Source organism: Rhizobium sp. SEMIA4064, from assembly GCF_003025035.1.
Taxonomy (GTDB): Bacteria; Pseudomonadota; Alphaproteobacteria; order Rhizobiales; family Rhizobiaceae; genus Rhizobium; species Rhizobium paranaense.
Map to the genome: position 1 here is coordinate 174600 of NZ_PYJN01000005.1, position 14348 is coordinate 188947.

The following is a 14348-nucleotide window of genomic DNA, read 5'->3' on the forward strand; positions in this document are numbered from 1 at the left end:
CCTCATTTTTTGGGAAAAACTGCACCTCCGTGAACGAACGAATAATTGCCAGCATCGACGCTTTCTCGGCTACCGAGCTTGCCTCGGAGGAAAGCCGCGCTTCGGCCACGCCGATGATGGAGCAATATATCGAGATCAAGGCGAACAATCCCGGTTCGCTGCTGTTCTATCGCATGGGCGATTTCTACGAGCTGTTCTTCGAGGATGCCGTCGATGCGTCGCGCGCTCTCGGCATTACGCTCACCAAGCGCGGCCAGCATATGGGCCAGGATATTCCGATGTGCGGCGTGCCGGTGCATGCCGCCGACGACTATCTGCAGAAGCTGATTTCGCTGGGTTTCCGCGTCGCGGTCTGCGAACAGGTGGAAGACCCGGCGGAGGCGAAGAAGCGCGGCGGCAAGTCGGTTGTTCGGCGCGATGTCGTCCGCCTGGTGACGCCGGGCACCATCACAGAAGAAAAGCTGCTCTCGCCCTCGGAATCCAACTATCTGATGGCGCTCGCCCGCATTCGCGGCGGCTCTGAGCCGCAACTGGCGCTTGCCTGGATCGATATTTCGACCGGCGTTTTCCGTCTGGCCGAGACGGAGCCTTCGCGGCTGCTCGCCGATATCCTGCGCATCGATCCGCGCGAGCTGATTCTCCCAGATACGATATTCCACGATCCCGAGCTGAAGCCGGTCTTCGACGTGCTCGGCCGTACGGCGGTGCCGCAGCCGGCCGTGCTTTTCGACAGTGCCAGCGCCGAAGGGCGTATCACGCGGTACTTCGAAGTCTCGACACTCGATGGTTTCGGTTCGTTCACGCGCGCCGAGCTTGCCGCCGCGGCCGCGGCCATTGCCTATGTGGAGAAGACGCAGATCGCCGAGCGGCCGCCGCTTGGCCTGCCGGAGCGCGAAAGCGGCGCCTCGACATTGTTCATCGATCCCGCCACCCGCGCCAATCTCGAACTGGTGCGCACGCTTTCCGGCGATCGCAACGGCTCGCTCTTGCGAGCGATCGACAGGACAGTGACCGGCGGCGGTGCGCGTCTGCTGGCCGAGCGGTTGATGTCGCCGTTGACCGCTCCGGGGCGTATCAACGAACGGCTGGATTCGATCGGCTTCCTTGCCGAAGAGCCCTCGCTTTGCAGCGATCTCAGGACGGCGCTGAAACACGTACCGGATATGCCGCGCGCCCTGTCTCGCCTAGCGCTCGACCGCGGTGGCCCGCGCGATCTCTGGGCGATCCGCCAAGGCCTCGGTTCCGCCGCCGGTGTTGCCGATCTGCTTGGGGCCGCCTTGCTTCCCGCCGAACTGGGAGCGGCCCTTGCCGGGCTCCGCGCATTGCCCGCCGATCTCGAAGCGCTGCTCGCCGGCATGCTCGCCGACGAATTGCCGCTGTTGAAGCGCGACGGCGGGTTCCTGCGGGAAAGGGCGAATGCCGAGCTGGACGAAGTCCGCGCGCTGCGCGACCAGTCGCGCCGGGTCATTGCCGGGTTGCAACTGCAATATGCCGAGGAAACCGGCATCAAATCGCTGAAGATCAAGCACAACAACGTGCTCGGCTACTTCATCGAGGTCACGGCCGGCAATGCCGGGCCGATGACGGAGACTGCCGAAGCCAAGGCGCGTTTCATCCACCGCCAGACCATGGCGAATGCCATGCGCTTCACCACGACAGAGCTTGCCGATCTCGAAAGCCGCATCGCCAATGCCGCCGACAAGGCGCTCGCGATCGAGTTGGCGGCCTTCGACCGCATGGTCGCAGCCGTCGTCGCCGAGGCGGAGGCGATCAAGGCCGGCGCCCGTGCGCTATCGGTGATCGACGTCGCGGCCGGGCTGGCATTGCTTGCCGAGGAACAGGCCTATTGCCGGCCGCTGGTCGATGACTCCAGGATGTTTGCGATTGGTGGCGGCCGCCATCCCGTCGTCGAGCAGGCATTGCGCCGGCAGGCGGGTGGCCCCTTCGTCGCCAACAATTGCGACCTGTCGCCGACGGCGGACGGCAAGGACGGCGCGATCTGGCTGCTGACCGGCCCGAACATGGGCGGTAAATCGACCTTCCTGCGCCAGAACGCGCTGATTGCCGTGCTTGCACAGATGGGGTCGTTTGTGCCCGCTGCCTCTGCCCATATCGGCATTGTCGACCGGCTGTTCTCGCGCGTCGGCGCTTCGGACGATCTGGCGCGCGGCCGCTCCACCTTCATGGTCGAGATGGTCGAGACGGCGGCGATCCTCAACCAGGCGACGGACCGGTCGTTGGTCATCCTCGATGAAATCGGCCGTGGTACTGCGACTTTCGACGGTCTCTCCATCGCCTGGGCGGCGGTCGAGCACCTGCATGAGGCCAACAGGTGCCGGGGTCTCTTCGCCACCCATTTCCATGAGCTGACGGTGTTGTCGGAAAAGCTTGGCCGGCTCTCGAATGCGACGATGCGTGTCAAGGAGTGGGATGGTGACGTGATCTTCCTGCACGAGGTCGGACCGGGCGCGGCCGATCGCTCCTACGGCATCCAGGTGGCGCGGCTCGCCGGCCTGCCGGCTTCGGTGGTGGCGCGCGCCCGCGACGTTCTGACGCGCCTGGAAGATGCCGACCGCAAAAACCCTGCGAGCCAACTGATCGACGACCTGCCGCTCTTCCAGGTCGCGGTTCGCCGCGAGGAAGTGGCTGGCCGGCGCGGGCCGTCCAAGGTAGAGGAGGCGCTGAAGGCGCTCGATCTTGACGATTTGACGCCGCGTGCGGCTCTCGACGCACTTTACGAACTGAAGAAGACCCTGAACAAGGCCGGCTGATAACAGGCGATTTCCAAGGATAATCCGATGCATATCGAACATCTTCTCGCCGAGGTCCGCATTCTCGCCGAACGTTTTTCTCCGATCGCCGCTCGCGGCAAGATCTGTGGCGAGGGTGACGCGCCGGACTGCGAATCCGATCGCGGACTTCTGAATATAGCCCTGTCCTGCAGCCGGATTTCCGACATCAGCTCGAGGATCGCCAAGGCCGGCTATTGGGAGTGCGAGCGGGAAATGTTGATGCAGATCGGCGCCCAATCGCGAAATATATTATATAGCATCAACGAACTCAGACGGTCGCTTGAGCTGCCGCAGCCCTAAAACTGCCGATTTCTGCATCGACAGCCGTCGCCCTTCGTCAACGTTGACCGATAGAACTCCCGGAGCCGCTCACCCGGGAAATTTGGTCTAGGCTGAATTATGCGGATTCGGGCGTAGAATGCCTGTGTCAATCGCCGGGCAAAGAGGCTATAGCGCATGCAGACGAAAAGACAGGCGCGCCGGCAATGGGCCGCGGTCAATGAACAGGATCCCGGTCGGCCGAGCATGGTAAAGCATGAGATCGATTTTTCCGTCATTCTCGACGTTTCTGCGCTGAGGGCGGAATGCGAGACCCTCGCCAAGCGTCATGAGGACAAGAAGGATGAGCGCTCCGCCCTTCTCGCCTTGTTGAAGAAGGCGAGCCAGGAGGGCCGCGAAAAGGCGCGCCGTCTGCTTTCGGAAGACGGCAGCGGGCTCGAATGCGCGTACCGCATTTCCTGGCTGCAGGACCAGATCATCACCGTTCTCTATGACTTCACGGTCCACCACGTCCATCCGAAGCAGAAGGGCAACTTCGCGATCACCGCTGTCGGCGGCTATGGCCGAGACACATTGGCGCCCGGCTCGGACATCGACCTTCTGTTCCTCTTCCAGCCGAAGCCGGAGGACGAGACGCACAAGGCGGTCGAATTCATTCTCTATATGCTCTGGGACATGGGCTTCAAGGTCGGCCACGCCACCCGCACCGTCGAAGAATGCATGCGCCAGGCAAAGTCCGACATGACGGTGCGCACCGCCATCCTCGAAACGCGCTATATCTGCGGCAGCGAACCCTTGGCGGGTGAACTGGAAACGCGTTTCGACAAGGAAATCGTCACCAACACGGGCCCGGAATTCATCGCCGCCAAGCTTGCCGAGCGCGACGAACGTCATCGCAAAGCCGGCGATACCCGCTATCTGGTCGAGCCGAACGTCAAGGAAGGCAAGGGCGGTCTGCGTGACCTGCATACGCTCTTCTGGATCTCGAAATATTATTATCACGTCCGTGATCCCGCCGATCTGGTGAAGCTCGGCGTGCTCTCGAAGCAGGAATACCGTCTTTTCCAGAAGTCCGAGGATTTCCTCTGGGCGGTGCGCTGCCACATGCACTTCCTGACCGGCAAGGCGGAGGAGCGGCTCTCCTTCGACATCCAGCGCGAGATTGCCGAGGCGCTTGGCTATCACGCCCGTCCCGGTCTTTCCGCCGTCGAGCGCTTCATGAAGCACTACTTCCTCGTTGCCAAGGATGTCGGCGATCTCACCCGTATCCTCTGCGCAGCGCTTGAGGACCAGCAGGCCAAGGCGACGCCGGGCCTGACCGGCGTCCTCAGCCGCTTCACCCACCGTTCACGCAAGATTCCTGGGACGCTCGAATTCGTCGAGGATCGCGGCCGCATCGCGCTTGCCAATCCCGATGTTTTCAAGCGCGATCCGGTAAGCCTGATCCGGCTGTTCTTCGTTGCCGATATCAATGGGCTGGAGTTTCATCCCGACGCGTTGAAGCGCGTCACCCGTTCGCTGGGGCTGATCGACAACGACCTGCGCGAAAACGAGGAGGCGAACCGTCTTTTCCTGGCGATCCTTACCTCGAAGCGCGATCCGGCGCTGATCCTGCGTCGTATGAACGAGGCCGGCGTGCTCGGCCGGTTCATTCCGGAATTCGGCAAGATCGTCTCGATGATGCAGTTCAACATGTATCATCACTACACGGTCGATGAGCACCTGATCCGCGCCGTCGACGTGCTTTCAGAGATCGACAAGGGCAAGGCGGAAGATACCCATCCGCTGACCAACAAGCTGATGCCGAATATCGAGGACCGCGACGCGCTTTATGTCGCCGTTCTGCTGCACGACATCGCCAAGGGCCGCGAGGAAGATCACTCCGAGGCCGGCGCCAAGGTGGCGCGCAAGCTTTGCCCGCGTTTCGGCCTGACGCCGAAGCAGACGGAGCTGGTCGTCTGGTTGATTGCGGAGCATCTGACCATGTCGATGGTCGCCCAGACTCGCGACCTGACCGACCGCAAGACCATCATCGATTTTGCCGACCGGGTGCAGTCGCTCGACCGGCTGAAGATGCTGCTGATCCTGACGGTATGCGACATTCGCGCCGTTGGCCCCGGTGTATGGAACGGCTGGAAGGGCCAGCTTCTGCGCACGCTTTACTACGAGACCGAACTACTGCTCGCCGGCGGTTTCTCGGAAGTGTCGCGCAAGGAGCGGGCTGAAGAGGCCGCCAAAGCGCTCGAAAAGGCGCTGGGAGACTGGAGCCAGAAAGACCGCAAGGCCTATGTCAAGCTGCACTACCAGCCCTATCTCCTCTCGGTGCCGTTAGAAGATCAGATCCGCCATACGCAATTCATTCGCCAGACCGACAAATCCGGCCAGGTGCTCGCGACCATGGTGCGCACCGACAGTTTCCACGCCATCACCGAAATCACCGTGCTCTCGCCGGACCATCCGCGCCTCCTGACGGTTATCGCCGGCGCCTGTGCTGCCGCGGGCGCCAATATTGCCGATGCGCAGATTTTCACGACGTCCGACGGTCGTGCGCTCGACACGATCCATGTCAGCCGCGAATTCCCCGACGATGCGGACGAGCTGCGGCGTGCCGGCACCATCGGCAAGATGATCGAGGACGTGCTTGCCGGCCGCAAGCGCCTGCCGGAAGTCATCGCCACCCGCACCAAGAATCGCCGCAAAAACAAGGCTTTCGTCATCCCGCCATCGGTGACGATCTCCAACAGCCTGTCGAACAAGTTCACCGTCATTGAAGTGGAATGCCTCGACCGCCCCGGCCTCCTGTCGGAAATCACTGCGGTCCTTTCGGACCTGTCGCTCGACATCCAGTCGGCGCGCATCACCACCTTCGGCGAAAAAGTCATCGATAGCTTCTACGTGACCGATCTCGTCGGACAGAAAATCTCCAACGAAAACAAACGAGCCAATATCACCGCGCGTCTGAAGGCCGTGATGGCCGGCGAGGAGGATGAGGTGCGTGAGCGCATGCCGTCCGGCATCATCGCGCCCGCCGCCACGCGTTCCTCCGCCGTTGAAAAGCTCGATACTGAAACTGAAAAGAAAGCCGGTTCAGCCGCATGAGCCTCGTCAAGAAATTCATCACCGTCGGCGGCGCGACGCTCGGCAGCCGCGTCTTCGGGTTCGCACGCGAAACGCTGATGGCCGCCGCCCTCGGCACGGGGCCAATGGCCGACGTGTTCTATGCTGCCTTCCGCTTTCCGAATCTCTTCCGCCGCCTCTTCGCCGAGGGCGCCTTCAACGCCGCCTTCGTGCCGCTCTTCGCCAAGGAGATCGAGGCGAACGGCATCGAGGGTGCCAAGCGCTTTTCCGAAGAAGTCTTCGGCGTTCTCTTCTCGGTCCTGCTGCTGATCACCATCGTCATGGAACTGGGCATGCCGCTCCTGGTGCGTTGGGTCATCGCGCCTGGTTTCGCCGACGATGCCGAGAAATTCGACCTGACGGTCCGGCTGGCCGCCGTGATGTTCCCCTATCTCATGTCGATGTCGCTGACGGCGATGATGAGCGGCATGCTGAATTCGCTGCATCATTTCTTCGCCGCCGCCGTGGCTCCGATCTTCCTCAACCTGGTGATGATCAGCGCGCTGTTCTACGCGATCTATTTCGGCGCCGATCCGCTGGCCACCGCCTGGTACCTGTCCTGGTCGGTGCTGGTGGCAGGCGTGCTGCAACTGGCCGTCGTCTATATCGGCGTGCGCCATGCCGGCATCAATATCGGCCTGCGCTTTCCGCGCTTCACGCCCAATGTCAAGCGGCTCCTGCTTCTCGCCATCCCTGCGGCCATCACCGGCGGCGTCACCCAGATCAATCTGGTAATCGGCCAGGCGATCGCCTCGGGCAAGGAAGGCGCGATCGCCGCCCTGCAATATGCAGACCGCATCTACCAGCTACCGCTCGGCGTCGTCGGCGTCGCGGTCGGAATCGTGCTTCTGCCGGAACTGGCCCGTTCGCTGAAGTCAGGCCATATCAAGGAAGCCGCCAATATCCAGAACCGCTCGATCGAATTCGTGCTGTTCCTGACCCTGCCGGCCGCTGTCGCCCTCTGGCTTCTCTCCGACGATATCATCCGCGTGCTTTACGAGCGTGGCGCCTTTAACGCGAACAATACAACGCTGGTCGGCTCCATCCTCGCCATCTTCGGCCTGGGCCTGCCGGCTTTCGTGCTGATCAAGGCGCTGCAACCCGGCTTTTATGCCCGCGAAGATACCAAATCGCCGATGCGCTACACGGCGGTCGCCGTCTTCGTCAATTCGGCGCTGTCCATCCTACTTTTCCCGGTGCTGGCTGAACGCGGCATTGCGCTCGCCGAGGCGGTTGCCGGATGGCTGAACGCTGTGCAGCTCTTCGTCGTGCTCTATCGCCGCGGACATCTCGCCTGGGAATGGTCGCTGGCACGCCGTACCGTCATGCTGCTCGTCTCCTCCGCCGTCATGGGCGGCGTCATCATATATTTGTCGCATCGCTGGGAGCCGCTTTTGGGGTCCGGCTCGACGCTGCTCATCAAGACCGGCGTCCTGGGCTTGCTCATATTGATTGCGATGGTGGTGTATTTCGTTGTCGCCTTCCTGATCGGCGGCGTGGATTTGGGCATGATCCGCCGCAACATCAACCGCAAGCCGCCAGCTCCTGCGCCGGACGCAAAAGCGGTGAATGGGGAGTAAGCAAGTTCCTTCGCCCCGCAATGCGGGGAGAAGGTGGCTTGGAGCGATCGAACGAAGTGAGATTGCGAGAAGTCGGATGAGGGGCCTTCACCGATGCCCCCGCAAAGTTAAAAGTATGCAGGCGCCGCCATTTTAACGGCTGGCCAAGATAGTCTGCCAGCGCCGAACTTTTGTGCATGGCCCCTCACCCTAACCCTCTCCCCGCAAGCGGGGCGAGGGGACGATTTTGGCAAATGCGGAGTTCTCCCATGCCCCAATCCCTCTTCCTGATCACCCTCGTCGTCGACAATTACGATCGCGCCAAGGCCTTCTATTGCGATTGCCTCGGCTTCGATTGCCTGCAGGACGAGGTGCAGCCGGAGGGCAAGCGCTGGGTCGTCATCAGGCCGAAGGGCGGCGAGGGGGCAGCGTTGTTGCTCGCGCAAGCAGCCGACGACAAGCAGTGTGCAGCGATCGGCAACCAGACCGGCGGCCGTGTCGGCTTCTTCCTCAAGACCGACGATTTCGCCCGTGACCATGCGGCGATGATTGCCAAGGGCGTACGGTTTCTGGAGCAGCCCCGCCATGAGGTCTATGGCACGGTGGCGGTCTTCGCCGATCCCTATGGCAACACCTGGGACCTGATCCAGCATTCTTCCTGAGACTCCGCCAGATATCCTCTTGATCCCCGCCTGCCCGCCGTGCATAAGCCGCTCGAAACCAAGGGTCGAGCGCGAGCTCGCCCAGGCCCTCCACCAGCCTTTTGAGGACGACATGACCGAATTCAAGCCGCTCGTATTCTCCGGCGTCCAGCCGACCGGCAATCTCCATCTCGGCAACTATCTCGGCGCGATCCGCAAGTTCGTGGCACTGCAGGCCAACAACGACTGCATCTACTGCGTCGTCGACATGCATGCGCTGACGGCTCAGCTCGTGCATGAGGACATGCCGGGCCAGATCCGTTCGATCACGGCCGCCTTCCTCGCCGCCGGCATCGACCCGCAAAAGCATATCGTCTTCAACCAGTCTGCCGTGCCGCAACATGCCGAGCTTGCCTGGATCTTCAACTGCGTTGCCCGCATCGGCTGGATGAACCGTATGACGCAGTTCAAGGACAAGGCCGGCAAGGACCGCGAGCAGGCCTCTCTTGGCCTCTACGCCTATCCGAGCCTGATGGCCGCCGACATTCTCGTCTACCGCGCCACGCATGTGCCTGTCGGCGACGACCAGAAGCAGCACCTCGAACTGACGCGCGACATCGCCATGAAGTTCAATCTGGACTACATGGAACATATCCGCCGCTCGGGCTACGGCATCGACATCACCGTCGGTGACGAGCCGGTGCATGCCTATTTCCCGATGGTCGAGCCGTTGATCGATGGCCCGGCGCCGCGCGTCATGTCGCTGCGCGACGGCACCAAGAAGATGTCGAAATCAGATGCTTCCGATCTGTCGCGCATCAATCTGCTCGACGACGAAGAGAACATCTCGAAGAAGATCCGCAAGGCCAAGACCGATCCGGACGGCTTGCCGAGCGAAATAGCAGGTCTTGCAGGCCGGCCGGAAGCCGACAATCTTGTCGGCATCTATGCGGCCCTTGCCGACAGGTCGAAGGCCGACATTCTCTCGGAATTCGGCGGCCAGCAATTCTCGGTCTTCAAGCCGGCGCTGGTCGATCTCGCCGTGCATGTGCTCTCGCCGATCACCGGCGAAATGCGTCGCCTGATGGCCGACCCCGGCCATATCGACGCTATCCTGCGCGATGGCAGCAACCGTGCGAGAGCCCGCGCCGAAGTGACGATGAAGCAAGTCCGCGACATTATCGGCTTTATCTACTAAGGCTTTTGGTCTCTTATCGCTTGGCGCGCTGTCGATGCGGCGCGCCAACAGCAGCGAACGGATGGCCGACCTTGACGATTTTGCGGATTGCTTCCTTTTCGGAAAACGGAGCTGGCGGCAATCCCGCCGGCGTTTTGATTGCCGATGTCATACCCGATGCCGCCGAGATGCAGAGCATCGCAGCCGAGGTTGGATTCTCCGAGACCGCTTTGCCAGCCCGGAAGGGCAGGGCTGGAGAGTGCGCTATTTCTCTCCGGAATCGGAAGTTCCATTCTGCGGTCACGCGACGATCGCGCTTGGAGCGGCGCTTGCGTTGCGGGAAGGCGACGGGATTTTTGCGCTGACGCTCAATCAGGCTGATATCACCGTCGAAGGGCATCGGAATGGCGACGTCCTCTCGGCGGCCCTGCAGTCGCCGCCGACGAGAAGCAAAGCGCCGCCCCCGGAAGTGTTGTCGGAGGTGCTGGCATTGTTCGGATATTCGACCGACGATCTGGACCCGGCCATTCCGCCAGCGCTTATTCACGGTGGCGCCGATCATTTCATGCTGGCCCTGAAATCCCGCAAGACGCTTGCCGCCATGGCATACGATCTCGATGCGGGCCGCTCCTTGATGGTCCGCGAAGGCTGGGTCACGATCCTGCTCGCCTACGCTGAAACGCCGCGACTGTTCCAGACCCGCAATGCCTTCGCCTCGGGCGGGGTCTATGAAGACCCGGCGACCGGCGCTTCGACCGCAGCCTTCGCCGGATATCTCCGCGATATCGCCTGGCCGCATGGCGGCGCCATCGACATCATCCAGGGTGAGGATATGGGTATGCGTTCCCGCCTGCATGCCGATATCCCGGCCGCAGTTGGCAGCTCCATCCGAGTGTCGGGCGAAGCGAGGCTGATGGACCTGTAGGTCGGCTGAGCGGCAATAGTCACCGGGTTCAAAACGGGGCTTGCCATGGCACGGATTTCGATGTCAGACTTGGTCTATGGTATCAAAACGTCTCTCACGGCTCGAAGGTCATCGCCGCAAGTTCATGGCGGTCATTGACGGCACTCCCGAATGCCAGCGTGCCGTCCACTATGCCGGCCGGCGCGCCAAGAATTCCAACGGCGGCCTTGTGCTCCTGTTTGTGATCCCCGAAGGCGATTTCCAGCAATGGCTGGGTGTCGAGGAGATCATGCGGGCCGAAGCGCGTGAGGAGGCCGAGGCGGCAACGGCCAAGGCGGCGCAGATCGTACGCGAGAATATCGGCATCGATCCCGAGGTCGTAATTCGTGAAGGATCGGCCGCCGAGCAGATCAATGCGGTGATCGAGGAAGACCGGGATATCGCGCTGCTTGTTCTTGCTGCCGGTTCGGCCAAGGAAGGGCCGGGACCGCTGGTGTCTTCGATCGCCGGCCGTGCCGCGGCCTTCCCGATCCCCGTGACGGTGCTGCCGGATACGCTGACGAACGAGGAAATCGACGCGCTAAGCTGAGTTCCATTGGGCTAATTCTTGAGAATCAGTCTCTTGAATAGCGCGGCCAAAAAGCCTATTTTCTTTTGAAATATTCTAAAGTCGGACACTACTGAAGTGGCATGGGCCTTTGGTCCGCCGCATGGAGATCAAGATGTTCATTCAGACCGAAGCGACGCCGAACCCGGCAACCCTTAAGTTCCTGCCGGGCAAGGTGGTGATGGAAAGCGGCACGGCCGAATTCCGCAGCGCCGAGGAAGCGGAAGTTTCGCCGCTTGCTGCCCGCCTCTTCGATATCCCCGGCGTCAGCGGTGTCTATTTCGGCTACGACTTCATCTCCGTCTCCAAGGAAAACCAGGAATGGCAGCACCTGAAGCCCGCCATTCTCGGCTCGATCATGGAGCATTTCATGTCCGGCAAGCCGGTCATGGGTGCATCCTCGGTTCTCTCCGAAGCGCAGGACGCCGGCGGCGAATTCTACGATGAAGGCGACGAAGCGATCGTGCTCACCATCAAGGAATTGCTGGAGACCCGCGTTCGTCCGGCCGTCGCCCAGGATGGCGGCGACATCACCTTCCGTGGCTTCCGCGACGGCAAGGTCTACCTCAACATGAAGGGATCCTGCTCCGGCTGCCCGTCGTCTACGGCGACATTGAAGCATGGCGTGCAGAACCTGCTGCGTCATTTCGTGCCGGAAGTGCAGGAAGTCGAAGCCGTCCAGGCATGATCCCAGAAAGTGCGCGGCGGCTTTTGGACAACGGCATGCAAAGACACGGATTGAAGTGCGGTGACGGTTCGAAGATAGGTCACCGTGCTTTGCGTACTGCTCTTTCGGAAAAATTGTGATGATCGTACTGGCGCTTGACACGGCAGGTGTGGATTGCGCTGCCGCTGTGTATGATAGCGGTAGTGATTCTGTGATGGGGGAGGTCACGGAAACGATCGGGCGAGGGCATGCCGAACATTTGATGGATGTTGTCGACCGGGCGCTGGCTAAAGCCGATATAGCGCTCGCGGCCGTGGAGCGTGTGGTCGTGACCGTCGGTCCCGGCTCATTCACCGGGATCCGTATCGGCGTTGCAGCGGCCCGCGGTTTCGCGCTTTCCCTAAACATTCCCGCTGTCGGCGTCACGACCCTCGAGGTCATGGCCGCTGCCGCACGGGAAACGAATCCGGGTAAATCGGTTCTGGCTGCCATCGACGCCAAGCGGGAGGAGATCTATCTCCAGTCCTTCGATGCCGATGGCCATCCGCTGGATGAGGCGCGCGCCGTGACAACTGATGAAGCGCGTACGATCGCTGATGCTTTCGATGGCGTCGTCACCGGCTCGGCGGTTGCCCGGCTAAGCGACGCTCCGCCGGCGGCACGGCCTGATGCCTTTCCGATTGCCACCGTCGCCCGGCTGGGCGCTGTCAAACCTGTCAGCGAAAAGCCGAAGCCGCTTTATCTTCGCGGACCCGACGCCAGACCGCAGGCAGGGTACGCAGTCGCCAGGGTATGACCATGCTGGAATCCTATCTCACCCTGAAAGCCGAATACGAGATCGTTCCGATGCAGTTGCAGGATTGCGCCGAGGTGGCGGCACTGCATGGCGAACGTTTTTCGCGGGTTTGGGACGATAGCGAATTTCAAAGCCTCCTGTCGCAGGACACGACCTTTGGCTTTGTTGCCCGTCAGACCAACGCCATCCTGAAAAAGCCGCTTCCCGGCTTCGTCCTGGCGCGCCATGCGGCGGGCGAGGCGGAAATCCTGACGGTTGCCGTCAATGCCAAGCTGGGCCGCACCGGCCTCGGCTGGCGGCTGATGCAGGCGGCATTGCGCGAGGCGCGTAACCGCGGCGGCGAAACCATGTTCCTGGAAGTCGATGGCGTCAATCAGCCGGCTCTCGGTCTCTATCGCAAGCTCGGTTTCGAAACGGTCGGCGAACGCAAGGCCTATTATGTCGACGAAAGCGGCGCGAAATCGACGGCGCTTGTCATGCGCCGTGTTCTTCGCTAGTCCGTTGTCATAGACGAATAGACCGAAGACCGTATTCAATGAACGATCCCGTAAAATCCCTTGAGGAGCTTTGCGCCGAGCGCGGCATGCGCATGACGGAGCAACGGCGGGTCATTGCGCGCATCATCGAGAGTTCGGAGGATCATCCCGATGTCGAAGAGCTGCACCGCCGCTCCGTCAAGGTGGATGCCAAGATCTCGATTTCGACGGTCTACCGCACCGTAAAGCTGTTCGAGGATGCCGGCATCATCGAGCGTCATGACTTCCGTGACGGGCGTTCGCGTTACGAGACCGTGCCGGAAGAGCATCACGATCACCTGATCGACCTGAAGAGCGGTGAAGTGATCGAATTCCACTCGCCGGAGATCGAGGCGCTGCAGGAGCGTATCGCTCGCGAACACGGTTTCAAGCTCGTCGACCATCGGCTGGAGCTTTACGGTATTCCGCTGAATAAGGACGAACGCTGAAGTGGCGGCGATCGTACGGGAGCGGATGATTTGATAACTTGGCTGCGCATCGGCTGTGCCGTCTTCGTCATATGCGTTGTCAGCCTTGTTCTGCTACCGCTGCAGATCCTCTGCCTGCGCTTCGACTGGAAGCTCAGGCGCTATCTGCCGCGCTCCTGGCATCGCATTATTTGCTACTGGCTCGGTATCCGCATCCATGTCGTCGGGGAGCTTGAGCGTCGCCGGCCGCTGATGCTGGCCTCGAACCACGCTTCCTGGCTCGATATTCTGGTGCTTTCCGCCGTTGCCGATGTCGCCTTTATCGCAAAATCGGAAGTGCGGGACTGGCCGGTCTTCGGCCTCTTCGCCCAATGGCAGAAGAGCGTGTTCATCGAGCGTGAGCAGAAGCGCAAGACCGGCGATCAGGTGAGCGAGATCGCCGAGCGGATGGCTAATGGCGAGATCATGGTGTTGTTTCCGGAAGGCACGACATCGGATGGCAATCGCCTACTCGACGTCAAATCCTCGTTGTTCGGCGCGGCTGCTGCGGCTTTGCCAAAGACGCCGGATGCCGTCGTTCACGTCCAGCCGGTCGCGGTTGCCTACACCCGTGTCCACGGCGTCGCCATGGGCCGCTATTATCGTCCCCTTGCGGCTTGGCCGGGTGACATCGAGCTGATGCCGCACCTGAAGGGCATCTTTGCCTGCGGGGCCATCGATGTCGACGTCTGCTTTGGCGAGGCGGTGGATTATCGCGCCGACACCAACCGCAAGGAGGTGAGCGCCACGGTGGCGCGGCGCATCCGCTCGATGCTGGCGGGCCGGCTGCTTGGCCGCGAGATCGCCTGATATTCCGGCGATTTTAA

Annotated in this window: 12 protein-coding genes and 1 pseudogene; all 13 read left to right on the top strand. The window is 61.6% G+C overall.

The window, feature by feature from the left end:
* The first annotated feature begins 113 nt into the window (after window positions 1–113).
* The 13 genes and pseudogenes from mutS to olsA all read left to right on the top strand — a co-directional run bounded on the left by mutS (window position 114) and on the right by olsA (window position 14331).
* The gene (mutS, locus tag C9E91_RS02635) at window positions 114–2771 is read left to right on the top strand and encodes a DNA mismatch repair protein MutS (protein ID WP_210318900.1); all 2658 of its coding nucleotides are present in this window, start codon (window positions 114–116) and stop codon (window positions 2769–2771) included.
* Window positions 2772–2798: 27 nt separating this feature from the next.
* The gene (locus tag C9E91_RS02640; RefSeq protein WP_107106813.1) at window positions 2799–3092 is read left to right on the top strand and encodes a hypothetical protein; all 294 of its coding nucleotides are present in this window, start codon (window positions 2799–2801) and stop codon (window positions 3090–3092) included.
* Window positions 3093–3248: 156 nt separating this feature from the next.
* Window positions 3249–6170 (top strand): [protein-PII] uridylyltransferase, encoded by a 2922-nt coding sequence (locus C9E91_RS02645; protein WP_107106814.1) that lies wholly within the window; start codon window positions 3249–3251, stop codon window positions 6168–6170.
* Entirely contained in the window at window positions 6167–7768 is a 1602-nt protein-coding gene (gene murJ / locus C9E91_RS02650; protein ID WP_107106815.1) for a murein biosynthesis integral membrane protein MurJ, read from the top strand. Before C9E91_RS02645 ends, murJ begins: the two co-directional genes overlap by 4 nt.
* A gap of 248 nt (window positions 7769–8016) precedes the next feature.
* On the top strand, window positions 8017–8409 hold the full coding sequence (locus tag C9E91_RS02655; protein ID WP_107106816.1) for a VOC family protein: 393 nt from the start codon (window positions 8017–8019) through the stop codon (window positions 8407–8409).
* Between the two features lie 112 nt (window positions 8410–8521).
* Window positions 8522–9586, top strand: a complete 1065-nt coding sequence (trpS, locus tag C9E91_RS02660) for a tryptophan--tRNA ligase (protein WP_107106817.1) — start codon at window positions 8522–8524, stop codon at window positions 9584–9586.
* A 71-nt stretch (window positions 9587–9657) separates the two neighbouring features.
* Window positions 9658–10490, top strand: a pseudogene (locus C9E91_RS02665) (PhzF family protein).
* Window positions 10491–10566: 76 nt separating this feature from the next.
* Window positions 10567–11058 (top strand): universal stress protein, encoded by a 492-nt coding sequence (locus C9E91_RS02670; RefSeq protein WP_107106818.1) that lies wholly within the window; start codon window positions 10567–10569, stop codon window positions 11056–11058.
* Between the two features lie 133 nt (window positions 11059–11191).
* A complete protein-coding gene (locus tag C9E91_RS02675) occupies window positions 11192–11764 on the top strand; it encodes a NifU family protein (protein ID WP_107107039.1) in 573 nt (190 codons plus the stop codon).
* A gap of 118 nt (window positions 11765–11882) precedes the next feature.
* On the top strand, window positions 11883–12539 hold the full coding sequence (tsaB, locus tag C9E91_RS02680; RefSeq protein ID WP_107106819.1) for a tRNA (adenosine(37)-N6)-threonylcarbamoyltransferase complex dimerization subunit type 1 TsaB: 657 nt from the start codon (window positions 11883–11885) through the stop codon (window positions 12537–12539).
* A gap of 2 nt (window positions 12540–12541) precedes the next feature.
* Window positions 12542–13036 (top strand): GNAT family N-acetyltransferase, encoded by a 495-nt coding sequence (locus C9E91_RS02685; RefSeq protein ID WP_107107040.1) that lies wholly within the window; start codon window positions 12542–12544, stop codon window positions 13034–13036.
* Between the two features lie 38 nt (window positions 13037–13074).
* Window positions 13075–13503, top strand: coding sequence for a Fur family transcriptional regulator (locus tag C9E91_RS02690; RefSeq protein ID WP_107106820.1), 429 nt, complete (start codon window positions 13075–13077; stop codon window positions 13501–13503).
* Between the two features lie 30 nt (window positions 13504–13533).
* Window positions 13534–14331 (top strand): lyso-ornithine lipid O-acyltransferase, encoded by a 798-nt coding sequence (gene olsA, locus C9E91_RS02695; RefSeq protein WP_107106821.1) that lies wholly within the window; start codon window positions 13534–13536, stop codon window positions 14329–14331.
* Window positions 14332–14348: the final 17 nt, after the last annotated feature.

What these genes read in the sequence shown, in the direction of transcription:
- mutS (WP_210318900.1), top strand. Translation starts at nt 114, where the DNA reads ATGATGGAGCAATATATCGAGATCAAGGCGAACAATCCCGGTTCGCTG.
- C9E91_RS02640 (WP_107106813.1), top strand. Translation starts at nt 2,799, where the DNA reads ATGCATATCGAACATCTTCTCGCCGAGGTCCGCATTCTCGCCGAACGT.
- C9E91_RS02645 (WP_107106814.1), top strand. Translation starts at nt 3,249, where the DNA reads ATGCAGACGAAAAGACAGGCGCGCCGGCAATGGGCCGCGGTCAATGAA.
- murJ (WP_107106815.1), top strand. Translation starts at nt 6,167, where the DNA reads ATGAGCCTCGTCAAGAAATTCATCACCGTCGGCGGCGCGACGCTCGGC.
- C9E91_RS02655 (WP_107106816.1), top strand. Translation starts at nt 8,017, where the DNA reads ATGCCCCAATCCCTCTTCCTGATCACCCTCGTCGTCGACAATTACGAT.
- trpS (WP_107106817.1), top strand. Translation starts at nt 8,522, where the DNA reads ATGACCGAATTCAAGCCGCTCGTATTCTCCGGCGTCCAGCCGACCGGC.
- C9E91_RS02670 (WP_107106818.1), top strand. Translation starts at nt 10,567, where the DNA reads ATGGTATCAAAACGTCTCTCACGGCTCGAAGGTCATCGCCGCAAGTTC.
- C9E91_RS02675 (WP_107107039.1), top strand. Translation starts at nt 11,192, where the DNA reads ATGTTCATTCAGACCGAAGCGACGCCGAACCCGGCAACCCTTAAGTTC.
- tsaB (WP_107106819.1), top strand. Translation starts at nt 11,883, where the DNA reads ATGATCGTACTGGCGCTTGACACGGCAGGTGTGGATTGCGCTGCCGCT.
- C9E91_RS02685 (WP_107107040.1), top strand. Translation starts at nt 12,542, where the DNA reads ATGCTGGAATCCTATCTCACCCTGAAAGCCGAATACGAGATCGTTCCG.
- C9E91_RS02690 (WP_107106820.1), top strand. Translation starts at nt 13,075, where the DNA reads ATGAACGATCCCGTAAAATCCCTTGAGGAGCTTTGCGCCGAGCGCGGC.